The organism is Sphingomonas oligophenolica (assembly GCF_039522915.1).
GTDB classification, from domain to species: Bacteria; Pseudomonadota; Alphaproteobacteria; order Sphingomonadales; family Sphingomonadaceae; genus Sphingomonas; species Sphingomonas oligophenolica.
In genome coordinates this window covers 1-21,665 of sequence record NZ_BAAAEH010000052.1, presented here as the reverse complement: position 1 = coordinate 21,665, position 21,665 = coordinate 1, and the positions used below count along the sequence as shown (strand labels likewise).

Below are 21,665 nucleotides of genomic sequence, written 5' to 3'. Positions count from 1 at the left end.
CTATCAGGTGCTCAACAACACCTCCTTGGTACATCGATACCGTCGGGGGGCGTCCACCCCATCTGTTCTCTCCGCTGTTCCGCCGCTGTTTTCCCGCTGTTATTCGATAACAGCGAGATTGCCCGTAAGCCTCTGATCTTGGCTTGGAAAAATCTCCTCGGAATCCAACATAACAGCGGGAAAAATCAATATTCGAAAAACAGCGGGGAACAGCGGGAAATCGCGAGGCCGCCGGCAGGGGAAATCACACGTGCCGCCTGCTCAGAAGATCGCCGCCATGGGGAGGAGCGTGCCGGAACTACCGGGCCTCGCTCGATTTTTAGGGCGACCCATGCTATGCAAGCCGCGTCACCGAGGAGCATTGCCATGCCCGTCCTTGCGATTCTTGCCCTGGCTGCGGCCGCCGCCGCGCCGGCGCCCAAGCCCGCCGCGCCCGCGGCCAAGCCGGTCTGCCAGAACACGCGCATACCCTATGCCGTGCAGCGCGGCGAAACCCCGCGCGTCCATCCCCTGAGCGCTGAGCCGCCCGCCGCGCTGATCCTGGGCGTGCTCAGGACGGTCGATGGCTGCACCCGGCCGGTCGTGGTCCGCGAGGATGTCGGCGCGCCGCGGCGCTAGATATCCTGGACCAGCCGTCCATACAGTTCGGGGCGGCGATCGCGGAAGAAGCCGAAGGCAGCGCGGTGGCGCTTCACCTGGTCGAGATCGAGCGTCGCGACCAGCACGCCGGTCTCCTCGGCGCCGAACTCGGCAATCAGATCGCCGCGCTCGTCGGTGATGAAGCTGTGGCCGTAGAAATGCTGGCCATGCTCGGTGCCGATGCGGTTGGCGGCGACCACCGGCACGACGTTCGAGACGGCATGGCCGATCATCGCCCGGCGCCACAGCCGCGAGGTGTCGAGATCGGCGTCATGCGGCTCGCTGCCGATCGCGGTCGGGTAGAAGAGGATCTCCGCGCCCATCAGCATCATCGCGCGCGCCGTCTCGGGATACCATTGGTCCCAGCACACCCCGACGCCCAGCGTCGCCGACGGCCCCGGCCAGACCTTGAAGCCGGTATTGCCGGGCCGGAAATAGAATTTCTCCTCGTACCCCGGCCCATCGGGAATGTGGCTCTTGCGATAGACGCCCATCACCTTGCCGTCGGGGCCGATCATCGCGAGGCTGTTGTAATGATGCGGCCCGTCAGCCTCGAAAAAGCTGGTCGGGATGAACACGCCAAGGTCGGCCGCGAGCTTCTGCATCGCCAGCACGGCCTGATGCTCGCCGACCGGCCTGGCGTTGGCGAACAGTCCCTCATCCTCGACGCGGCAGAAATATTCGCCCTCGAACAATTCGGGCGGCAGGATCACCTGCGCCCCCTTGCCCGCTGCCTCGCGGACGAGGTCGGAGACATTGGCGATGTTCGCTGCCATGTCGCCGGTGAAGGCGAGCTGGAGCGCGGCGACGGTGAGTTCGGTCATGCGCGGCCCCTTAGCGACTTTCGCGCCAAAACGGCACCCCTCAGGCCGGGATCTGCTGGCTGATGCAATGGAAGCTGCCCCCGCCGGTCAGGATCGCATCGGCATGGAGCCCGACCGCCACCCGATCGGGGAACAGCGCCTGGATCGCCGCCACCGCCGCCGCGTCGTTCGCGGCGCCATATTGCGGGACGACCACCGCCGCATTGCCGATATAGAAGTTCATATAGCTGGCCGGAATGATCTCCCCGTCGCGCAGCACCCGGCCCGGCGAGGGGATGCGGACGATCTCGACATCATGCGCCGCCGCGTCGCGCGCCGCGTGCTGATAGACGAGCGCATTGGGGTCGTCGGCGTCGGGCTCCGGGATCACCAGCTTCCCCGGCGCAACGAAGCGCGCGAGATTGTCGACATGGCCGTCGGTATGATCGTTCATCAACCCTTCGCCGAGCCAGATCACGCGCGAATAGCCGAGATCCGCCGCCAGCCGCGCCTCGACATCGGCGCGCGACAGCGCAGGGTTGCGGTTCGGGTTGAGCAGGCATTGCTCGGTCGTGACGACAAGGCCGGTACCGTCGCCATCGATCGCGCCGCCTTCCAGGATCCAGTCGCAGGCTTGCGCAGGAATGTGCCGCTGCGCCGCCAGCCGCCGCCCGATGCTGTCGTCGCCGGGCAGGTCATATTTCCCGCCCCAGCCGTTGAACAGGAAGTCGCGGGCCTGCCCGTCGCCGGTGACGATCGCGGCGGTATCGCGCAGCCAGATGTCGCCGAACGGCTCGACGATGATCTCCGCGGCCTCGCCAACGAGCGCCCTGGCGGCGTTTGCGGCTTCCTCATCGGCGGCGACGAGCAGCACGCGCTCGCCCTTGCCGTTCGCATGGACCGCGCGCGCGAAGGCAGCGACCTCGGCGCGGGCCGGCTCGAGATCGTCTTCCCACAAGTCGGGATGGCTCGGAAAGCCGATCCACACTGCCTTGTGCGGCGCCCATTCGGGGGCGGGGGTAAGGCGCGTCACTTCGCCTCCGCGCGGCTCTTGTCGCGGATCGCGCGGAACTCAGCGGTCGGATACCAGTTCGGCCAGGCGCTGCCATCGGCGAGTTGCCGCCCGAGTTGATAATAGAGCGTCAGGTCCTGGACCGCACCCGACCAGTCCCAATTGGGATCATATTCGTCCTGCGGCTTGTGATAGCGATGCTCGATATAATCGAGCGTCGCGGCATGGCCCGCCGCCTCGCCGCCCTTGACCAGGTCTTCGCCCGATCCGCCATCGAGCATCGGCACGCCGAGCTTGGCGAAGCTGAAATGGTCCGAGCGGAAATAGCCGCCGCGCTCGGGGTTGGGCTCGGGCTTGATCACCCGCCCCTCGGCCGCGACCAGCGGCACGATCAGGTCCTCGAGCTCGGACTTGCCGGCGCCGGTGATGACGAAATCCCGGGCCGGGCCGATGATGTTGAGCCCGTCCATGTTCACGCCGCCGACGGTATGGCTGAGCGGATAGATCGGGTGCTCGGCATAATAAAGCGAGCCCAGCAGCCCCGATTCCTCGGCCGTCACCGCCATGAAGGCGATGGATCGCTTCGCCGGGCCGGCCTTGGCCTGGGCCTCGGCGAGCGACACGAGGCCGGCGACCCCGCTCGCATTGTCGAGGGCGCCGTTGCAGATGTCGTCGCCATTCACGGGCGTGCACCGCCCGAGATGATCCCAATGCGCGGTATAGAGAATCAGGTCGTCGGGCGCGGTCGAACCCGGCAGCACGCCGATCACATTCTTCGACGCCTGGCGCCGGATCGTGTTGGTGAAGGAAACCGACGCCTTCACCCCGAGCGGCACTGCCCTGAAGCCCTTCTGCTTCGCCGCCTCGGCCAGCGCGCCGAAATCCTTGCCCGCGCTGGCGAAAAGCGCCTTCGCCTTGTCGAGCTGAATCCAGCCGATCGCCTGGGACTGGTCCATATGGTCGCCGGCCGCGTCGAGCTCGTGCACCGGGCCGCTCCAGCTCGACTGAACGACGCCCCAGCCGTAAGCGGCCGGCTCGGTATCGTGGACGATGATCGCCGCCGCGGCGCCCTGCCGCGCTGCCTCCTCGAACTTGTAGGTCCAGCGGCCATAATAAGTCATCGCCTTGCCCTCGAAGAGCCCGTCCCGTCCCGGCATCTGCCAGTCGGGATCATTGATCAGGATGACGACCGTCTTCCCCTTCACGTCGATGCCGGCATAGTCGTTCCAGCCGCGCTCCGGGGCGTTGATGCCATAGCCGACGAATACGACGTCGCTGTCCTTGACCGCGATGGCCGGCGTGACCCGATAGGTCGAGATCACCATGTCAGTGCGAAAGTCGAGGCTGACCGGCGCCTTGCCGCCGGTGAAGGTCAGCGGCGTCACGTTCTGCGCGGTGATCTCGACCAGCGGCACATTCTGGTACCAGCTGCCGTGATTGCCGGGCGTCAGCCCCGCCGCCTTGAAGCGCTCGACGATATAGGCAGTCGCCTTTTCCTCGGCCGGCGTGCCGGGCGCGCGGCCCTCGAAAGAATCGGACGACAGGGTTTTCGTCACCTCCTTCAGTGTCTCGACGCTGACGCGAGGGGAATCGGGCGCAGCCGCGATCAGGGCAAGTGCGGCGGGCAGCAGGAAAAGGGGGCGCATCGGGACTCCTCGATCTTTCGGCGGCCGGGTTCTGGCAGCGTGCCGCCGCACACGCAAGGTCGTCCCGGATGGAGCCATTCCGGTTGGACAATGCCGTTGCCAACAAGCGTTGTGGCGTTAGATACCGGCTTAAATACTTGAAAACGGGGCGGGGCACGTGAAAAACTGGATATTGGTGGCGCTACTCGCCACGACGACGGGCCTCGTTGCCCAATCGCCGGCCGGCGCGACGAGCGACGCCGCAGCCCGTTTCGGCGCGCGCGAGAATATACAACAGATCAGCCTGTCGCCCGACGGTCGCAACATCGCCTTCGTCCAACCAGCGGGCGCGCGGGGGGCGGCTCTGTTCATCGCCAACGTCGATGGCGGCACGCCCAAGTCGATCGTATATTCGAGCGGCGAACCGGATCGGCTGCAATTTTGCCGTTGGTCGACCAACACGAGGCTGGTGTGCGGCACCTATACGATCACGCAGGGCGGCGACGGATTCCTCGGATACACGCGGCTGTTCTCGATCGACTCCGACGGCAAGAATATGAAGATGATCAGCGCTCCCGAAACGTCGCGAGCGCTGGGCGCCGCGCTCGGCGGCGGCAACGTGATCGACTGGCTCGGCGACGAGGCGGGGGGATCGGTGCTGATGGCGCGCACCTATGTTCCCGAAAACACCATAGGTACCCATCTCGCCAGCAGCCTGGAGGGATATGGGGTCGACAGGGTCGATACGGTCAACCTGAGGCGCTCGACAGTCGAAAGTCCGAGGCGCGATGCGGAGGAATATATCTCCGATGGCCACGGTGTCGTGCGAATCATGGGCGCCCAACCCAGCGACAGCGCGGGGTACGCCAAGGACAAGGTCAATTATTCCTACCGCAAATCGGGCAGCCGCAACTGGCTTCCGCTCGGATCGGTCAAGCTAATGGGGGGGCAGACCGCTGGCTTCGAGCCCGTCGCCGTCGATCGCGACCATGATGTCGTCTACGGCTTCGACGCGGTAGGCGGACGGACCGCGCTTTACTCGATCGCACTGGACGGCAGCGCCAAACGCGATCTGGTGCTTGCCCGGCCCGATGTCGACATTGATTCGCTCATCCGGATCGGCCGTAACGCGCGGGTCGTCGGTGCAAGCTTCGCAACCGACCGCCGCCAGATCGAGTTCTTCGATCCCGAACTCAAGAAGCTCGCTGCATCGCTTTCCAGGGCGCTTCCCGCGCTTCCTCTGATTGCCTTCGTCGATGCCAGCGCGGACGAGAGCAAGCTGATGTTATTCGCCGGCAGCGACGTCGATCCGGGGCGCTATTACCTGTTCGACAAGGCCAGCAAGCAGCTGGCTGAATTGCTCCCGGTGCGACCGCAGCTTCTCGGAATGCAGCTCGCGACGGTCAAGCCGATCACCTATGGCGCCGCGGACGGGACGCAGATTCCCGGATATCTGACCCTCCCGCCCGGCAGCGATGGGAAGAACCTGCCGACGATCGTGATGCCGCATGGCGGCCCCGGCGATCGCGACGAATGGGGGTTCGACTGGCTCGCACAATTCTTCGCCAACCGTGGTTATGCAGTGCTGCAGCCGAATTATCGCGGGTCGACGGGCTATGGCTCGGCCTGGTTCCGGCAAAATGGCTTCAAATCGTGGAGGACAGCGATCGGTGACGTCAATGACGGCGGGCGCTGGCTGGTGAAGCAGGGGGTCGCTGATCCGAACAGGCTGGCTATCCTCGGTTGGTCCTATGGCGGGTATGCCGCGTTGCAGTCGGCCGTCCTCGATCCTACCCTGTTCAAGGCGATCGTGGCGGTGGCGCCGGTCACCGACCTCGAGACGTTGCGCATTGAATCGGTGAACTTCTCGAATCACATTCTCGTAGATGCGTTTATCGGCCATGGCGCTCATGTTCTGGAGGGCTCTCCTGCCCAGAATGTCGGGCGGATCACGGCGCCGGTGCTGTTGTTCCACGGCGACCGCGACCAGAATGTCGGTATCGGTGAATCGCGCATGATGGCGTCGCGCATGAAGGGTGCGGGAAAGCGGGTCGAACTCGTCGAATACCACAACCTGGATCACCAACTCGAAGACAGCACCGTTCGCGCCGAGATGCTCGACAAGATGGATGCGTTCCTGCGGGCATCGATGGGCATGACGGCCAAATGAAAAGGGCGGCCTCTCGCGAGGCCGCCCCTTCAGGAACTCAAGAAAGTTGCTGGATCAGCGCGAGTAGAACTCGACGACCAGGTTCGGTTCCATCTTCACCGGATAGGGAACTTCGTCGAGCGTCGGGACACGCGTGAAGGTCACCTTCGCCGGGCCGTCCGGCGCGACATAATCTGGGATGTCGCGCTCGGCGAGGCTCTGCGCTTCCATCACCAGCGCCATTTCCTGCGCCTTGGCGCCGAGCGTGATCTCCATGCCCGGGAAGACCCGGCGCGAGGCGATGTTGCACTTCACGCCATTGACCCGGATATGGCCGTGCGAAACGAGCTGGCGCGCGGCGAACACGGTCGGCGCGAACTTGGCGCGATAGACGATCATGTCGAGGCGCTGCTCGAGCAGGCCGATCAGGTTCTGGCTGGTATCGCCCTTCATCCGCGCGGCTTCCTCATAGCAGTGCTTGAACTGCTTCTCGGTCACGTCGCCATAATAGCCCTTGAGCTTCTGCTTGGCGCGCAGCTGGATGCCGAAATCGGAGACCTTGCCCTTGCGGCGCTGGCCATGCTGGCCGGGGCCATATTCGCGCTTGTTCACCGGGGACTTGGGGCGACCCCAGATGTTCTCGCCCATACGGCGATCGAGCTTGTACTTGGCGCTGGAGCGCTTCGACATGTGATATTCCTTTGCAAGTGCCAACAACGAGACAGGCGCCCGCAAGGGCACCGGCCAATTCCCGGTCATCGCTCTGTTGAAATCCTGAGATCGTACAGGGCCACCGCTTCACCGGGGTGCGGGGCCATTTGCGAAGGCGCGCGGTTAGCCTTGTGTCCGGTGCGAGTCAAGCTGGACGGCTCAGGGACGCGGCCGTTTCCCGGCGAGCGCGCTCAGGATACCGCGAAACGTGCGCACCTCCTGCTCGGACCAGCCGGGCTTGGTCAGCAAGGTCCGCAAGGTCCGCCGGACAGTCGGCTCGCGGTCGGGCAGATGGAAATAGCCGGTCTGTTCGAGCATCCCGCTCAGCTGCGCGAGCATGCCTTCGAGATGATCCTGCGGCGCGGGCGGATCAAGCTCGGTCTCGGGCGGCGAGACCAGGCTCATCCCCTTCGACCATTCATAAGCGACGAGAATCACCGCCTGGGCGAGGTTCAGGGAGCCGAATTCGGGATTGATCGGGACGGTGATGATCGAGCGGGCGAGCGCGACATCGTCGGTTTCGAGCCCCGAACGCTCCGGGCCGAACAGGATCGCCGACCGGCCGGACGCGGCATGGATCGCGCGGCCAGCTTCTTCAGGCGTGACGACCGGCTTGGTGACGCCGCGCTTACGCACCGTCGTCGCATAGACATGCGCGCAATCCGCCACCGCCCCGGCGACGCTGTCGAAGACCTGGGCCTGTTCGAGCACAATATCGGCACCGCTCGCCGCCGGCCCGGCGGAAGGATTGGGCCAGCCGTCGCGCGGGGTGACGAGCCGCATCTCGGCAAGGCCGAAATTGAGCATGGCGCGCGCCGCCTTGCCGATATTCTCGCCGAGTTGTGGCCGGACGAGGACGATCACGGGGGGCGGGGACAGCGTGCGATCCTCCTTTTCTCCGTTCGTCCTGAGTAGGGGCTGAGCTTGTCGAAGACCCGTATCGAAGGACTTGCGCTCGAGGCCGCGTATCGTTTCCCAATCCCCCGCGATCAACGCTTCCTTCTTGGCACGGGTCCAGCCCTTGATCTGGCGCTCGGCTTCCAGAGCCTCAAGACGAGAAGGGAAATCCTGCGACCACATGAGCGTTATCGGGCGCCGGTTGTGGGTATAACCTCCGAGTTCTCCACGATCATGCTGCCCGATGCGGTGTTCGACGCTGTCGGTGTGTCCAACATAATAACTGCCATCGGAACATCGCAAGATATAGGCATAGAAGCTCAACCAACCTGTCCTTCGATACGCGTCTTCGACTTCGCTCAGCCGCTACTCAGGACGAACGGCGTTTGAAGAGATGCCGGCGGGGCGTCCTAGCGCTCGACCGCCCTCACCCCTTCCCCACTTCGGTCACATTGCCGGCGAATTCCTCGAAGTCGCGGGCCTCGCGGAAATCCTTGTAGACGCTGGCGAAGCGGATGTACGCGACTGAATCAAGGCCCTTGAGCCCCTCCATCACCATCTCGCCGATCCGCTTCGAGGGGACCTCGTTCTCGCCCTGGGTTTCGAGCTGGCGCTGGATGCCCGAGACGAGTTTCTCCAGCCGCACCGGGTCGATCGGCCGCTTGCGCGCTGCGATCGAAACCGAGCGGAGGAGCTTCTCGCGGTCGAACGGCTCGCGCTTGTCCTCGCTCTTGAGCACGTAAAGCTCGCGCAGCTGGATCCGCTCGAAGGTCGTGAAGCGCGCCGCGCAGCCCTCGCATTGCCGCCGCCTGCGGATCGCACCGGCGTCCTCAGTCGGGCGGCTGTCCTTTACCTGGCTGTCTTCATGTCCGCAAAATGGGCAACGCAACCGATCAGTCCTTCGATACTATCTGGAAGGCGACACCATCGGCGCCGGCCCTCATCGTCTCAAACCCCTTCGGGATAGATCGGGAAGCGCGCGCACAGCGCAAGCACCCGCTCACGGACAGCCGCCTCGACCTGACCGTCGCCGGCCTCGCCATTCTTGCGCAGGCCGTCGAGCACGTCCGCGACCATGTTGCCGATCTCGCGGAACTCGGCGGCACCGAAGCCGCGCGTCGTGCCGGCCGGGCTGCCGACGCGGATGCCGCTCGTCTTGGTCGGCGGCAGCGGATCATTGGGGATGCCGTTCTTGTTGCAGGTGATGCCGGCACGCTCGAGCGCCTCGTCGGCATCCTTGCCGGTCACGCCGAGCGGCGACAGGTCGATCAGCGCGAGATGCGTGTCGGTGCCGCCCGAGACCACTTCGGCGCCGCGCTCCTTGAGGGTCGCGGCGAGGATTTTCGCATTCTCGACCACAGCGGCGATATAGCTCTTGTACTCGGGCCGCAGCGCCTCGCCGAACGCGACCGCCTTGGCGGCGATGACATGCATCAGCGGGCCGCCCTGGAGCCCCGGGAACACGGCCGAGTTGATCTTCTTGGCGATCGCCTCATTGTTGGTCAGCACCATGCCGCCGCGCGGACCGCGCAATGTCTTGTGGGTCGTGGTCGTCACCACATCGGCAAAGGGCAGCGGCGAGGGGTGGAGCCCGCCGGCGACGATCCCGGCGAAATGCGCCATGTCGACCATGAACAGGGCCCCGACCTCGTCAGCGATCGCGCGGAACTTCGCGAAATCGATCTGGCGGGGATAGGCCGAGCCGCCGGTGATGATCAGCTTCGGCTTGTGCTCGCGAGCGAGGCTCGCGACCTGATCGAAATCGATCAGATGGGTGACTGGGTCGACGCCGTACTGGACCGCGTTGAACCATTTGCCCGACATCGCCGCCTTGGCGCCATGGGTGAGATGGCCGCCGGCGTCGAGGCTCAGCCCCATGATCGTGTCGCCCGGCTTGGTCAGCGCGAGCATCACCGCGCCGTTCGCCTGGGCGCCCGAGTGCGGCTGGACGTTCGCAAAGCCGCAGTCGAACAGCTGCTTCGCGCGGTCGATCGCAAGCTGCTCGACCTCGTCCGACGGCTCGCAGCCCTGATAATAGCGCTTGCCCGGATAGCCTTCGGCATATTTGTTGGTGAAGACCGACCCCTGCGCCTGCAACACCGCCTTGGAGACGATATTCTCGCTGGCGATCAGCTCGATCTGGGTCTGCTCGCGCTTCAGCTCATGGGTGACGCCGCCGAACACCGCCGGATCGGCTTCCGCCAGGCCGCGGGTGAAGAAACCGTCGGGCTGGACATCATTCAAGGCGCGGGGGTTGGTGCTCATGCTGGTTCCTTCGCGAAGCTTGGAGCGCCGAGCTTGTCGACGCGGGGGGCGTGGCGGCCGCCGGCGAATGCCGTGGCCAGGAAAGCGGTGATACAGGCCTTCGCCATATCCTCACCCGTCAGGCGTGCGCCCATGGCGAGGATATTGGCGTCGTTATGTTCGCGGGCAAGCGCTGCCGACAGCGGCTCGCCGACCAGCGCGCAGCGCGCAGCGGGATGGCGATTGGCTGCGATCGAGATGCCGATTCCCGAGCCGCACAGGGCGATGCCGCGCTCGGCCTCGCCGGTCGCGATCGCCTCTGCAAGGGCAAAGCCGTAATCGGGATAATCGACCCTGGCGTCCGAATGGGGGCCGAGATCGTGCACCTCATGGCCCTCGTCACCGAGCCACGCGACCAGCATTTCCTTCAGCGCGAAGGCGGCATGATCGGAGGCGATGGCGATGCGCATCAGGTGGCGCTCCTTGTCGACGAAAGCGGATGCGGCGGCCTTTACGCAAAGCGCGCGCCGAACGCTACCGCCTAGTCATCCAATCGACGCAGTTCGTCGCCGAACGTGAAGCCAGCCCCGCGCGCGGGCGACCGCGGCGAAGCGCGCGCTGAGCGGAATCCCGCCCGGGATTGCCGTTCACCCCCCGGGCGGGCTAGCGTCGGCCGGTGACGGATTCGCCATCAATTGTGCCCGGGGCAGCCGAGGCGCGTGCACGCCTCGTCGCTGCGCTGGTCGGCACCGGCGACGAAGACCGTTCGGCCTTTCGCGATCTCTATGCGCTCACCTCAGCGAAGCTTTTCGGCATCTGCTATCGTATCTGCGGTGAAAGGCAGGCTGCGGAAGACGTGTTGCACGACGTATATCTCACCATCTGGAAGCGCGCGGGCGCCTATGAACCGCACCGCGCGAGCCCGATCACCTGGCTCGCCACCATCGCCCGCAACCGGGCGATCGACTGGCAGCGGGCGCAGGCGGTCCGCCGATCGAGCCCGATCGAAGATGCGCCGCCGATCCTCGACGAGGCCCCGCTCGCCAGCGAGACGATGCTGGCTGACGAGGAAACGCGCCGGCTTCATGGCTGTTTAGAGGGACTCGAGGATCGCCAGCGCGAGGCGATCCGCACCGCCTTTTTCGACGGGCTGACCTATGCCGAGCTCGCCGAGCGCCAGAATGTGCCGCTCGGGACCATGAAGAGCTGGGTTCGCCGCGGCCTTGCCAGGCTCAGGGAATGCCTCGAGCGATGAGCGGGGACTCGATCCTGGACGATGGCCCCGACATGGCCGCCGCCGAGCTCGCGCTGGGCCTGCTCGAGGGCGAGGACCGCGCCCATGCCCTGCGCCGCATGCTCGCCGAACATGGTTTCGCCCAGGAAGTCGAGCGCTGGCGCGGGCATCTCGCCGCCTTTTTCGACCTCTGGCCGCCCATACCGGCGCCCGCAGGCGTGCTCGCCCGGGTCGAGCGCTCGATCGACGGGACGGTCGCGACGCCTGTAGGGGCTGCGCCAGGCCCGCGCCGCCTGTTCTGGCCGGTGATGGCCGGGCTGACGAGCGTCGCCGCCGCGGCATTGCTCGCGGTCATCGTCCTGCGTCCGATCCCGGTTGCCGGTCCGACACCGCAGCCCTCCACCGTCGCGCCGGCCGCGATGCTGGTCGCCTCGATCAATCCGGTCGCGGCCGGCACGCCGGTGACGGCGGTCTATGATCCCCACACGGCAACCTTGCGGCTCACCGCCGCAGCGCTCGCCAAGGCCGATCGCAGCGCCGAGCTCTGGGTGATCGCCGGCGACGGCGTGCCGCATTCGCTCGGTCTGCTGCGGACGTCCGGCAGCTCCTCCCTCGCGGTGAACCAAGGCAACCGCACGCGGCTCGCCGCTGGCGCCACGCTCGCTGTCTCGCTCGAGCCGATCGGCGGCTCGCCGACCGGGCTCCCGACCGGTCCGGTCGTCGCCAAGGGCGCGCTTTCCCGGGTCTGATCCGGGGCAGTGCATCCCTGAGAGGCCCCCGCCCGTACCTGTGCCGTGCCCCGACCGGGTGCCCGTACAGGAGAGTATCCAATGATCCGTTCCGTCCAAGTCATGATCGCCGCCACCGCCATTGCACTCAGCGGCACGCCTGCCGTTCATGCCCAGTCAAACCCGATGGTGGGCGGCGCTGCGATGTACCCGACCAGGAACATCATCGAGAATGCAGTCAATTCGAAGGACCATCTGACTCTCGTCGCTGCCGTGAAGGCGGCAGGGCTGGTCGACACGCTGACGGGGCCCGGGCCGTTCACCGTCTTCGCGCCGACCGATGCCGCCTTTGCCAAGCTCCCCGCGGGCACTGTCGACACGCTGCTCAAGCTCGAGAACAAGGCGATGCTGACCAGCGTGCTGACCTATCATGTCGTCGCCGGCCGCATCACCGCGGCGGATATCGCCGCCGAGGCCAGGGCGCATGGGGGCAAGGCGACCTACCCCACCGTCCAGGGCGGCACGCTCACCTTCATGAAATCCGGCACGGGCTGGATGATCGAAGACGCGAAGGGCCATCGCGGCAGGATCACCATCGCCAATGTCATTCAGTCCAATGGCGTGATTCACGTCGTCGACACGGTGATGATGCCCTGAACCGACAAAATTGCGCGCGTCGTGCATCCCGTCGGACTCGACGCGCGTATATGCACTGTCTTTCCCCCCAAGCGAAAGACGAGTGACCTGGCGCCGATACTCCCCTCCTTCGCGGCGCCGTGCGTAGGGGACCTGCCGGCGCCCCCCCGCCGGCAGGTCCTTTTCATTTTGACGCAAGACCGTCATGGAAGCGTCACGCGACTGTCCTAGCGCGGCGCTGCGGCCGCCTTTCGACAGCGCAGGAGAACAAGCCAATGGCCATCGCGACCCGATCGGCGAAGAACCGCGCTGTCCGCGCCGCCGTCCTGCGGCATGACCATCTCTCGAAGCAGGGCCTGCTCGAACGCGCCTTCACCTTCGCCTTTCGCGGGCTCGTCTATGCGCAGATCTGGGAAGACCCGGCGGTCGACATGGAAGCGCTGGCGATCACCCCGGACAGCCATGTCGTGACGATCGCTTCGGGCGGCTGCAACGTGCTGTCCTATCTGACCGCGAACCCGCGCGCGATCACCGCGGTCGACCTCAACACGGCGCATGTCGCGCTCAACAAGCTGAAGCTCGTCGCGGCCCGGCGCCTGCCCGGCTATGAAGCCTTCCACCGCTTCTTCGCGCGGGCCGACAGCCGCGCCAACATCATCGCCTATCGCAATCATGTCCGCCCCCATCTCGACGAGACGACCCGACGTTACTGGGAAGGCCGCGACATGATCGGGCGCCGGCGGATCGGCGGCTTCGCCCATGGCGTCTACAAGCGCGGGCTGCTCGGCAATTTCATCGGCGCGGCGCATCTGCTGGCACGGCTCAATGGGGTGAACCCCAAGGTGCTGATGAAGGCCGGGTCGATTGAGGAGCAGCGCGAAATCTTCGACCGCGATTTCGCGCCGATGTTCGACAAGGGCTTCATCAAATGGCTCACCGACCAGCCGGCCTCCCTGTTCGGCCTCGGCATCCCGCCCGCTCAATATGAGGCGCTGGCCGGCGAGGAGAAGATGGCGACGGTCTTGCGCGAGCGGCTCGAAAAGCTTGCCTGCGATTTCGACCTGAAGGACAATTATTTCGCCTGGCAGGCCTTCAACCGCAGCTATGGCGAAGGGCCCTCGGCGCCGCTGCCGCCCTATCTCCAGCGCGCGCATTATGAGGAGATCGTCGACCGGGTCGACCGGATCGAGGTGCGCCACATCAATTTCGGCGATTATCTGCGCAGCCGCCCCGATGCGTCGCTCGACCGCTATATCCTGCTCGACGCGCAGGACTGGATGACCGACGCGCAGCTGACGGACCTGTGGAGCGAGATCACCCGCACGGCAAAGGCCGGCGCCCGCGTGCTGTTCCGTACCGCCGGCACCGCGACGATCCTGCCCGGCCGGGTGCCGGACGCGATCCTGTCGAAATGGGATTACCGCGCCGAGGAATCGCTCGATTATACCAGGCGCGACCGCTCCTCGATCTATGGCGGGGTGCATCTCTATATATTGGAGGCGTCGGCCTGAACGCTGAGTCGAACCATGCCGGGCAAATGGATGCGATCTATCGGACGCAGCGCCATTTCTATGACCTGACGCGGAAATATTATCTGCTCGGCCGTGACCGGCTGATCCGCCATCTGTCGCCGCCGCCGGGGGGCAGCGTGCTCGAGATCGGCTGTGGCACGGGGCGCAACCTGATCGTCGCGGCGCGGACCTGGCCTGACGCCCGCTTCTTCGGGATCGATATCTCCGAAGCAATGCTGGAGACCGCGCGCGCCAAGGTCGCCAAGGCAGGCCTGACCGGCAGGATCACGCTGGCGCAAGGCGATGCCACTGCTTTCGATGCGCAGGCGCTGTTCGGCATCCGGGAATTCGACCGGGTCTTCCAGAGCTACACGCTGTCGATGATTCCCGACTGGCAAGGCGCGATCCGCGAGGCGGCGGCAAAGCTCGCCCCGGGCGGCCGCCTCGACATCGTCGATTTCGGCCAGCAGAACGGCCTGCCTGCCTTGTGGCGGAAATTGCTGTTCGCCTGGCTCGCCAAGTTCGACGTATCGCCCCGCGCCGACCTCAGAAAAGTCGTCGAGACGATCGGACAGGGCAATGGGCTCGAGACCGACTTCCTGTCGCTGCGGCTTGGCTATGCCTGGACGGCGCGGCTCACCCGGCGATAGCGCGCTCCCTGTTCCTCCCTGTTATCGGCGAAATTCTTTTTTTGGGCTGATTCCTCCCTGTTATGTTGGAATTTTCCTCTTCTTTTTCACTGTAATATCAAAGCCCTCCAGACATTCTCCCTGTTATCGAATAACAGGGAGGACGCGGTGCCATAACAGGGAGAGCCTGGCGGGTAACAGGGAGGAGCAGGCGCGCGCCCTGGGGAACAGCAACGGTGTGAAAGAGCGGGTCCGGTCGCCAGCTGCCAACCGGGTTGCGCCCACGATAGCGCGATCGCGCAGCACTTGAATCGCGCCCGTCTCTGGTGCCGCCCGCGCTTAATGGTGGAACAGCAGATACAGGATGATGATCACCGGGATCGGCACGCCGAGCAGCCACAGCAGACAACCTTTTCCCACATCCCGTCTCCATTATCGTCCCGACAGGAACGAGGCCGGCTCGCGGTTGTTCCGGCGGTGGTCAGCGCAGCAGCCTGTCTCCCTCGGTCTCGGCGACGGGGCCGCTCCGGGCCGAGACGGTAAGCGTGGTCGCCAGGTCCATCGTCACATTGCCGAGGGTCCGGAAGATATCGGGGATTGTCTCGACGGCCACAAGCAGGCCGAGCGGGGCGATCGGCACGCCCATCGCGATGCAGATCGGCGCGATCGAGGTGACATAGCTGATCTGGCCCGGCAGGCTGACCGCGCCCATGGTCGTGATCGCAGCGACAGCGGCACCGGCCGCGAGCTGGACCGGGCCGAGCGGCACGCCGAACCAGTATGCGACATAGATGGCGACAGCGAGGTTCATGGGCGGCCCGGTCACGCGGAAGATCGCGACCGCGAGCGGCAGGATGACGCCCGAGGTGGCGACAGGCACCCCGAGCTGCTCGGCGCCGCGCAGCATCGCCGGGAGCGAGGCGAGCGAGGACTGGGTGCTGATCGCGACTGCCTGGGCGGGCACCGTCGCCCGGACGAAGCGGGCCAGCCCGACCCGCCCGCCGATCGCGCCGACCGGGAAGGAGGCGAGCCAGACGAGGATGCCGATCCCCGAGACGATGACGACATAATGGAGCAGCGCGCCGAACGCGGCAGTGCCGGCGCGCGCGCCGACCACATAAGCGAGCGCGAACACCCCCAGGGGCGCGAGCCACAGGATCCAGCCGATGATCACCAGCATCACATCGGCGATCGCCTGGAAGAATTGCGTCAGCAACAGGCGCGGCTCGGCCGGCAAGCGGGTGAGCGCGAAGGCGAAGATCATGGTGAAGACGGTCAGTGGCAGGAAAGCGTTGTTGGCGGCCGCGGCGACCGGGTTGCTCGGCACGATCGAGGCGATGAAATCGGAGAAGGGTGCGACCTCGCCGACCGGCTGGGTCGCGCTGAGCGCTGTCCTGAGGGCCGCCGCGGCGCCCGCCGGGAGCGGGAACCAGCCGAGCAGCAGCGGGGTCAGGATCGCGGCGAAGGCCGAGAAGAACCAGAGCAGCGCGATGAACAGAGCGAGCGCCTGGCCGGCGATCCGCCCGGCCCGTGCCGCCTCGGCGGTGGCGGCGACGCCGGTGACGAGAAGGGCGACGACGAGCGGCACGATCGTCATCTGAAGCGCGTTGAGCCAGGCAGTCCCGACCGGCTGGGCGATCACGATACCGGTAGCGGCGGAGCCCGGGCTCCACGCGGCGATACCGATGCCGAGCGCAATGCCGATCACCAGGGCAGACAGAATACGTGTTGCTTGCGACATGCTCGCCCTTCGATCTATCCGGCGCTACAGCCGCGGAACAGGCGGCATAGCTGATCGGATGCGTGACAATGGCAAGAAAATATTTCGGCACCGATGGCATTCGCGGCGCCACCAATATCGCACCGATGACCGCGGCGGTGGCGATGAAGGTCGGCATGGCGGCCGGCGCGCATTTCGTCCGCGGCGACCACAAGCACCGCGTCGTGATCGGCAAGGACACCAGGCTGTCGGGCTATATGCTCGAAAATGCGATGGTCGCCGGGTTCACCAGCGTCGGCATGGACGTGGTGCTGCTCGGGCCGATGCCCACCCCCGCCGTCGCGATGCTCACCCAGTCGATGCGCGCCGACCTCGGCGTGATGATCTCGGCGAGCCATAACCCTTATGCCGATAACGGCATCAAGCTGTTCGGACCCGACGGCTACAAGCTTTCCGATGCCGACGAGGAGGCGATCGAGGCGCTGATCGACGGCGAGGTGCCGCTCGCGCCCTCGGCCGACATCGGCCGCGCGCGGCGGGTCGACGATGCCAAGGGCCGCTATATCCATTTCGCCAAATCGACTTTCCCCGAGCATCTGCGGCTCGACGGCCTCAGGATCGTGGTGGATTGCGCCAATGGCGCCGCCTATCAGGTTGCGCCCTCTGCCTTGTGGGAACTCGGCGCCGAGGTGATCGCGATCGGCACCTCGCCAAACGGCAAGAACATCAACGACGGAGTCGGATCGACCGCGCCGCAGACCCTGTGCGAGACGGTGGTCGCCTCGGGCGCTGCACTCGGCATTGCGCTCGACGGCGATGCCGACCGGCTGATCGTGGTCGACGAGCTCGGCCATGTCGTCGACGGCGACCAGCTGATGGCGACGATCGCGAGCGGCTATGCCCGTGCCGGGCGGTTGAAGAATGGCGGCATCGTCGCGACGGTGATGTCGAACCTCGGGCTTGAGCGGCATCTTGCGGCGCAGGGCATCGGCATGGTCAGGACCAAGGTCGGCGACCGTCATGTGCTCGAGGCGATGCGCGCCCAGGGTTATAATGTCGGAGGCGAGCAGTCAGGGCATATCATCCTGTCCGACTATGCGACGACCGGCGACGGGCTGGTCGCCGCGCTGCAGATTCTCGCCGAACTGGTCCAGGGCGGCGCCCCGGCAAGCGAGTTGCTCCATCGTTTCGAACCGCTGCCGCAATTGCTCAAGAATGTCCGCTTCAAGGGCGGCAAGCCGCTCGAGGCGGAGGCGGTGAAAGCGGTGATCGCCGGGGCCGAAGCCGAGCTGGCCGGCAGAGGCCGGCTGGTGATCCGCCCCTCGGGCACCGAGCCGGTGATCCGGGTGATGGCCGAGGGCGATGATCCCGGGCAGGTCGAGCGGGTGGTCGACCGGATCTGCGAGGCCGTTCGGGTGGCGGCTGAGTGAATTCCCCTGCCGCTTGCGAGTGACAGGAGGGCTCGCGCTCGCCACGAGCGTTACGTGCGAGATTGGCCGGGAGCCCACCCCTCGTCCCCTCCCGCAAGCGGGAGGGGAGGAAGAAGAGGCGAGAAGGAAGGACATTATGCTCGAGATGCGCCCCGATTGCGAACGCTGCGGCGTCGACCTGCCGGCCGACGAGCCGGGTGCGTTCATCTGCTCGTTCGAATGCACCTTCTGCGCGGGGTGCGCCGAGGCGCTCGACGATCATTGCCCCAATTGTGGCGGCGAGCTGATGGATCGGCCGGCGCGGGTGGGGAAAGCGCTCGAACGGAATCCGGCCTCGACGGTACGGATATTCAAGGGCGGGAAGTGACGGTGCTAACCCAATCTCCTCTCCCTTCGGGGAGAGGAAGCCGGCGGAGCCGGCAAGGTGAGGGCTCGGTCGGAACGGCCGGCTTGAGCCTCACTGCCCGTTCCGACCGAGCCCTCACCCCGCGAACCTGGCGGTTCTTGCCCCTCTCCCCAAAAGGGAGAGGGGGCCAGTGACCCCCCGCATCCTCATCATCGCCGGCTCCGATTCGGGCGGCGGTGCCGGCATTCAGGCCGATATCAAGACCGTCACCATGCTCGGCGGGCATGCGATGACGGCGATCACCGCGATCACCGCGCAGAATACGCTCGGGGTGCAGGCAGTGATGCCGGTGCCGGCCGAGATGGTGATCGCGCAGATCGACTCAGTGTCGAGCGATATCGGCGTCGATGCCGTGAAGATCGGGATGATCGGATCGGCGGAGACAGCCACTGCGGTTGCCGAACGGCTCGAGGCGATGCCCGGCGTGCCGGTCGTCTTCGATCCGGTGATGGTGGCGACGAGCGGCGATGTGCTTGCCGATGCCGTGACCATCGCTGCTTTCACAAGGCTGATGCGGATCGCGACGGTGACCACGCCGAATCTGCCCGAACTGGCGGCACTCGGCGGCGAGGCCGCGGCACGGGCCAAAGGCACCGCACTGCTTGTCAAAGGCGGGCATGGCGAAGGCGACGAGATTGTCGACCAGTTGATTCTCGCTGACGGGAGCGAAGTGCGCTGGGCCGATTCCCGTATCCCCACGCGCCACAATCACGGCACCGGCTGCACGCTGGCGAGCGCCGTCGCGACCGAACTGGGGCGCGGTATGAGTCTCGCCAACGCAGTCGCCCGTGCGCGTCTGTTTGTCCGGCTCGCCCTCCACGAAGCGCCCGGATTGGGTGGCGGCCACGGTCCGATGGGGCACCAGGCGGTCAGGCTCGATACCGATCTCGGCGGGCCGATGCTCAACCAGATCACGCTGCCGCTCACCGATTATGAGGCAAGCGCGGCCTTTTATCGGCTGCTCGGCCTGCGGCAGATCGTCGAATCGGCGCCGCGCTACGCCAGGTTCGAAAGCGCCGGCGGCGGCACGCTGTCGATCGAAACGGCGGACGAGATCGCGGGCAAGCCCGTGCTTTTCCTCGAATGCGGCGATCTTGATGAAAGGGTCGCGCGGCTGCGCGAAGCGGGTATCGCCGTGTCGGCCCCGGTGATGGAAGACTGGGGCTGGCGCGAGGCCCGGCTAACCGATCCCGCCGGCAATGCGATCTGTCTCTATCAGGCTGGCGAGCAGCGGCGCTTTCCGCCATGGCGGCTGTCGTGACCCGTCCATCGCTCCGCCATGAGAAACTCTGCCTCGCCCCCGTTGCCGGGGTGGACGAGGCCGGCCGCGGGCCGCTGGCCGGGCCAGTCGTCGCGGCGGCGGTGATCTTGCCAGCGAAGGGCATTCCGCGCGGGATCGACGATTCGAAGAAACTGACGCCCGCCGAGCGCGCCCGGCTCCATGACCGGCTGCGCGACTGTGCGACCATCGGTGTCGGCATTGTCGAGGCCGACGAGATCGACCGGCTCAACATCTTCTGGGCGACGATGAAGGCGATGACGCTGGCGGTCGATGCGCTCGGCCTTCTGCCCGCCCATGTGCTGGTCGACGGCAACCACCTGCCCCGCTGGACTCACCAGGCAACCGCGATCGTTTCGGGCGATGCGATCTCGCTGTCGATCGCGGCGGCCTCGATCATCGCCAAGCATACGCGCGACACGATCATGATCGCGCATGCCGAGGCGCACCCGCTTTACGGCTGGCATTCGAACAAGGGCTATGCCTGCCGCGCCCATCTCGATGCGCTGCGCGAACATGGCCCCTCGCCGCTGCACCGGCGCAGCTTCGCGCCGGTCGCCCAGGCCTGGCTCGATTTATAGGCCTTTCCCGGTCGGTTGAGTCTTTTCGGCCACACCCCATGGATTGAGTCCCTGTGGATAACTCGACTCAATATCTGGACAGCTTCCCGAAATGTTCCGCCTTGTTAACGATTTGGCAACCGCAATCGTTAACTAACTTCCACTTGACCCGAGTCCGCGCATCCGCAGGGATGCGCAGCTCTTGAGCAGGGGCAGATACATGGGCGTAATGGACAAGGTTAAGACGCGGGTCGCGGCGCCCCGGATTGAGACCGGGCAAGCGGAGACGCTGCCTTATGCGGAATTGCCCCTCGACAGCATCATCATGCAGGATTGCATCACGGCGATGCGCGCATTGCCGGCCAAGTCAGTCGACCTGATCTTTGCCGATCCGCCCTATAATCTCCAGCTCGGCGGCGATCTCAGCCGGCCCGACGGCAGCCATGTCGACGCAGTCACCGATGACTGGGACAAGTTCGATTCGCTCGCCATCTACGACAAATTCACCCGCGCCTGGCTGACCGAGGCGCGGCGCATCCTCAAGGACAATGGCGCGATCTGGGTGATCGGCAGCTATCACAACATCTTCAAGGTCGGCAGCGCGATCCAGGATCTCGGCTACTGGATCCTCAACGACATCGTCTGGCGCAAGGCCAATCCCATGCCCAATTTCAAGGGCACCCGCTTCACCAACGCGCATGAGACGTTGATCTGGGCGTCGATGGGCGAAAAGGCGCGCTACACCTTCAATTATCGCAGCATGAAGACGCTGAACGACGAGCTGCAGATGCGCAGCGACTGGGAATTCCCGATCTGCGGCGGCCAGGAGCGGCTGAAGCGCGACGGGGTGAAGGTCCATCCGACCCAGAAGCCGGAAGCCCTGATCTACCGCATCCTGCTCGCGTGCACCAAGCCGGGCGATGTGGTGCTCGATCCGTTCTTCGGCACCGGCACCACCGGTGCAGTGGCGAAGCGGCTCGGGCGACGCTGGATCGGGATCGAGCGCGAGGTCGATTATTGCGCGGCCGCGCGCGAGCGGATCGACGCGGCGTTGCCGCTCGATGAATCGGCGCTGGTGACGATGCAGTCGCCCAAGGCCGCGCCGCGCGTCGCCTTCGGAACGATCGTCGAGAACGGCATGCTGACCGCGGGCGCGGTGCTGACCGATGCCAAGCGCCGCCACCGCGTGACGGTGCGCGCCGATGGCTCGGTGATGAGCGGCGATGTGACCGGATCGATCCACAAGCTCGGCGCGACCGTTCAGGGCGCGCCGGCCTGCAATGGCTGGACCTTCTGGCATTATGAGACGCCACAGGGGCTGAAGCCGATCGACGCGTTGCGGCAGGAATATCTGCTGGCGACTCAACCATAAGCAAGGCCGTCACCCCGGACTTGTTCCCACTGCTGTCCGGGATTTTATCTGTAGGGGTTGGTGCACGGCAGACAAATCCT

At 65.8% G+C, this 21,665-nt stretch carries 21 protein-coding genes; 12 read left to right on the top strand and 9 right to left on the bottom strand.

From position 1 onward, the window contains the following. Positions 1 to 366 precede the first annotated feature (366 nt). A complete protein-coding gene (locus ABD050_RS24535; protein ID WP_343892170.1) occupies positions 367 to 618 on the top strand; it encodes a hypothetical protein in 252 nt (83 codons plus the stop codon). Here ABD050_RS24535 and aguB read toward each other — a convergent pair. From aguB to ABD050_RS24520, 3 genes are read right to left on the bottom strand one after another with little or no spacing between them, the layout of a single operon-like run. After that, positions 615 to 1,463 (bottom strand): N-carbamoylputrescine amidase, encoded by an 849-nt coding sequence (gene aguB / locus ABD050_RS24530; protein ID WP_343892169.1) that lies wholly within the window; start codon positions 1,461 to 1,463, stop codon positions 615 to 617. The two genes, ABD050_RS24535 and aguB, sit on opposite strands and share 4 nt — an antisense overlap. A 40-nt stretch (positions 1,464 to 1,503) precedes the next feature. Beyond that, on the bottom strand, positions 1,504 to 2,475 hold the full coding sequence (locus ABD050_RS24525) for an agmatine deiminase family protein (protein ID WP_343892168.1): 972 nt from the start codon (positions 2,473 to 2,475) through the stop codon (positions 1,504 to 1,506). Beyond that, entirely contained in the window at positions 2,472 to 4,100 is a 1,629-nt protein-coding gene (locus tag ABD050_RS24520) for a M28 family metallopeptidase (RefSeq protein ID WP_343892167.1), read from the bottom strand. Before ABD050_RS24520 ends, ABD050_RS24525 begins: the two co-directional genes overlap by 4 nt. A gap of 157 nt (positions 4,101 to 4,257) precedes the next feature. Here ABD050_RS24520 and ABD050_RS24515 point away from each other — a divergent pair, with 157 nt between their 5' ends. Continuing rightward, complete coding sequence (locus ABD050_RS24515; protein ID WP_343892166.1) at positions 4,258 to 6,249, top strand: S9 family peptidase; 1,992 nt, start codon at positions 4,258 to 4,260, stop codon at positions 6,247 to 6,249. Between the two features lie 54 nt (positions 6,250 to 6,303). Here ABD050_RS24515 and rpsD read toward each other — a convergent pair whose 3' ends face one another. The 5 genes from rpsD to rpiB form a co-directional block, all read right to left on the bottom strand. Further along, positions 6,304 to 6,918 carry a 30S ribosomal protein S4 gene (gene rpsD / locus ABD050_RS24510; protein WP_343892165.1) on the bottom strand — a complete coding sequence of 205 codons (615 nt, stop codon included), beginning with the start codon at positions 6,916 to 6,918 and terminating at the stop codon, positions 6,304 to 6,306. A gap of 180 nt (positions 6,919 to 7,098) precedes the next feature. Continuing rightward, positions 7,099 to 8,160, bottom strand: coding sequence for a TrmH family RNA methyltransferase (locus ABD050_RS24505; protein WP_343892163.1), 1,062 nt, complete (start codon positions 8,158 to 8,160; stop codon positions 7,099 to 7,101). A gap of 103 nt (positions 8,161 to 8,263) precedes the next feature. Beyond that, a complete protein-coding gene (nrdR, locus tag ABD050_RS24500) occupies positions 8,264 to 8,725 on the bottom strand; it encodes a transcriptional regulator NrdR (RefSeq protein ID WP_343892162.1) in 462 nt (153 codons plus the stop codon). A gap of 59 nt (positions 8,726 to 8,784) precedes the next feature. Further along, on the bottom strand, positions 8,785 to 10,101 hold the full coding sequence (gene glyA, locus ABD050_RS24495) for a serine hydroxymethyltransferase (protein WP_343892160.1): 1,317 nt from the start codon (positions 10,099 to 10,101) through the stop codon (positions 8,785 to 8,787). Beyond that, positions 10,098 to 10,550, bottom strand: a complete 453-nt coding sequence (rpiB, locus tag ABD050_RS24490; RefSeq protein ID WP_343892159.1) for a ribose 5-phosphate isomerase B — start codon at positions 10,548 to 10,550, stop codon at positions 10,098 to 10,100. The genes glyA and rpiB overlap by 4 nt, the downstream gene beginning before the upstream one ends. 206 nt (positions 10,551 to 10,756) lie before the next feature. On the opposite strand from rpiB, the gene ABD050_RS24485 reads away from it, so the two are divergent. From ABD050_RS24485 to ABD050_RS24465, 5 genes are all read left to right on the top strand, one after another. After that, positions 10,757 to 11,335: a sigma-70 family RNA polymerase sigma factor gene (locus tag ABD050_RS24485; RefSeq protein WP_343892158.1), complete on the top strand. Its 579-nt coding sequence runs from the start codon at positions 10,757 to 10,759 to the stop codon at positions 11,333 to 11,335. Beyond that, entirely contained in the window at positions 11,332 to 12,063 is a 732-nt protein-coding gene (locus tag ABD050_RS24480; RefSeq protein WP_343892157.1) for an anti-sigma factor, read from the top strand. The genes ABD050_RS24485 and ABD050_RS24480 overlap by 4 nt, the downstream gene beginning before the upstream one ends. A gap of 102 nt (positions 12,064 to 12,165) precedes the next feature. Continuing rightward, on the top strand, positions 12,166 to 12,699 hold the full coding sequence (locus ABD050_RS24475; RefSeq protein ID WP_425542515.1) for a fasciclin domain-containing protein: 534 nt from the start codon (positions 12,166 to 12,168) through the stop codon (positions 12,697 to 12,699). Positions 12,700 to 12,953: 254 nt separating this feature from the next. Further along, positions 12,954 to 14,189: a BtaA family protein gene (locus tag ABD050_RS24470; RefSeq protein WP_343892155.1), complete on the top strand. Its 1,236-nt coding sequence runs from the start codon at positions 12,954 to 12,956 to the stop codon at positions 14,187 to 14,189. A gap of 26 nt (positions 14,190 to 14,215) precedes the next feature. Further along, positions 14,216 to 14,839 (top strand): class I SAM-dependent methyltransferase, encoded by a 624-nt coding sequence (locus ABD050_RS24465; protein ID WP_343892154.1) that lies wholly within the window; start codon positions 14,216 to 14,218, stop codon positions 14,837 to 14,839. Between the two features lie 460 nt (positions 14,840 to 15,299). Here ABD050_RS24465 and ABD050_RS24460 read toward each other — a convergent pair whose 3' ends face one another. Next, positions 15,300 to 16,559, bottom strand: a complete 1,260-nt coding sequence (locus tag ABD050_RS24460; RefSeq protein WP_343892153.1) for a dicarboxylate/amino acid:cation symporter — start codon at positions 16,557 to 16,559, stop codon at positions 15,300 to 15,302. Between the two features lie 68 nt (positions 16,560 to 16,627). Between ABD050_RS24460 and glmM the strand changes: the two genes are divergently transcribed. The 5 genes from glmM (at position 16,628) to ABD050_RS24435 (ending at position 21,585) form a co-directional block, all read left to right on the top strand. After that, positions 16,628 to 17,968 (top strand): phosphoglucosamine mutase, encoded by a 1,341-nt coding sequence (glmM, locus tag ABD050_RS24455; RefSeq protein ID WP_343892152.1) that lies wholly within the window; start codon positions 16,628 to 16,630, stop codon positions 17,966 to 17,968. A gap of 136 nt (positions 17,969 to 18,104) precedes the next feature. Next, positions 18,105 to 18,335 (top strand): DUF1272 domain-containing protein, encoded by a 231-nt coding sequence (locus ABD050_RS24450; protein WP_343892151.1) that lies wholly within the window; start codon positions 18,105 to 18,107, stop codon positions 18,333 to 18,335. A gap of 169 nt (positions 18,336 to 18,504) precedes the next feature. Beyond that, entirely contained in the window at positions 18,505 to 19,635 is a 1,131-nt protein-coding gene (gene thiD, locus ABD050_RS24445) for a bifunctional hydroxymethylpyrimidine kinase/phosphomethylpyrimidine kinase (RefSeq protein ID WP_343892150.1), read from the top strand. After that, positions 19,620 to 20,234, top strand: a complete 615-nt coding sequence (locus ABD050_RS24440; RefSeq protein ID WP_343892149.1) for a ribonuclease HII — start codon at positions 19,620 to 19,622, stop codon at positions 20,232 to 20,234. Before thiD ends, ABD050_RS24440 begins: the two co-directional genes overlap by 16 nt. 199 nt (positions 20,235 to 20,433) lie before the next feature. Beyond that, entirely contained in the window at positions 20,434 to 21,585 is a 1,152-nt protein-coding gene (locus ABD050_RS24435; RefSeq protein ID WP_343892148.1) for a site-specific DNA-methyltransferase, read from the top strand. Positions 21,586 to 21,665: the final 80 nt, after the last annotated feature.

Coding starts and splice junctions, on each gene's coding strand:
- rpiB (WP_343892159.1), bottom strand. CDS start 10,550: ATGCGCATCGCCATCGCCTCCGATCATGCCGCCTTCGCGCTGAAGGAA.
- ABD050_RS24460 (WP_343892153.1), bottom strand. CDS start 16,559: ATGTCGCAAGCAACACGTATTCTGTCTGCCCTGGTGATCGGCATTGCG.
- ABD050_RS24535 (WP_343892170.1), top strand. CDS start 367: ATGCCCGTCCTTGCGATTCTTGCCCTGGCTGCGGCCGCCGCCGCGCCG.
- ABD050_RS24480 (WP_343892157.1), top strand. CDS start 11,332: ATGAGCGGGGACTCGATCCTGGACGATGGCCCCGACATGGCCGCCGCC.
- ABD050_RS24520 (WP_343892167.1), bottom strand. CDS start 4,100: ATGCGCCCCCTTTTCCTGCTGCCCGCCGCACTTGCCCTGATCGCGGCT.
- rpsD (WP_343892165.1), bottom strand. CDS start 6,918: ATGTCGAAGCGCTCCAGCGCCAAGTACAAGCTCGATCGCCGTATGGGC.
- ABD050_RS24450 (WP_343892151.1), top strand. CDS start 18,105: ATGCTCGAGATGCGCCCCGATTGCGAACGCTGCGGCGTCGACCTGCCG.
- ABD050_RS24470 (WP_343892155.1), top strand. CDS start 12,954: ATGGCCATCGCGACCCGATCGGCGAAGAACCGCGCTGTCCGCGCCGCC.
- ABD050_RS24465 (WP_343892154.1), top strand. CDS start 14,216: ATGGATGCGATCTATCGGACGCAGCGCCATTTCTATGACCTGACGCGG.
- ABD050_RS24475 (WP_425542515.1), top strand. CDS start 12,166: ATGATCGCCGCCACCGCCATTGCACTCAGCGGCACGCCTGCCGTTCAT.
- ABD050_RS24440 (WP_343892149.1), top strand. CDS start 19,620: ATGGCGGCTGTCGTGACCCGTCCATCGCTCCGCCATGAGAAACTCTGC.
- ABD050_RS24435 (WP_343892148.1), top strand. CDS start 20,434: ATGGGCGTAATGGACAAGGTTAAGACGCGGGTCGCGGCGCCCCGGATT.
- aguB (WP_343892169.1), bottom strand. CDS start 1,463: ATGACCGAACTCACCGTCGCCGCGCTCCAGCTCGCCTTCACCGGCGAC.
- glmM (WP_343892152.1), top strand. CDS start 16,628: ATGGCAAGAAAATATTTCGGCACCGATGGCATTCGCGGCGCCACCAAT.
- glyA (WP_343892160.1), bottom strand. CDS start 10,101: ATGAGCACCAACCCCCGCGCCTTGAATGATGTCCAGCCCGACGGTTTC.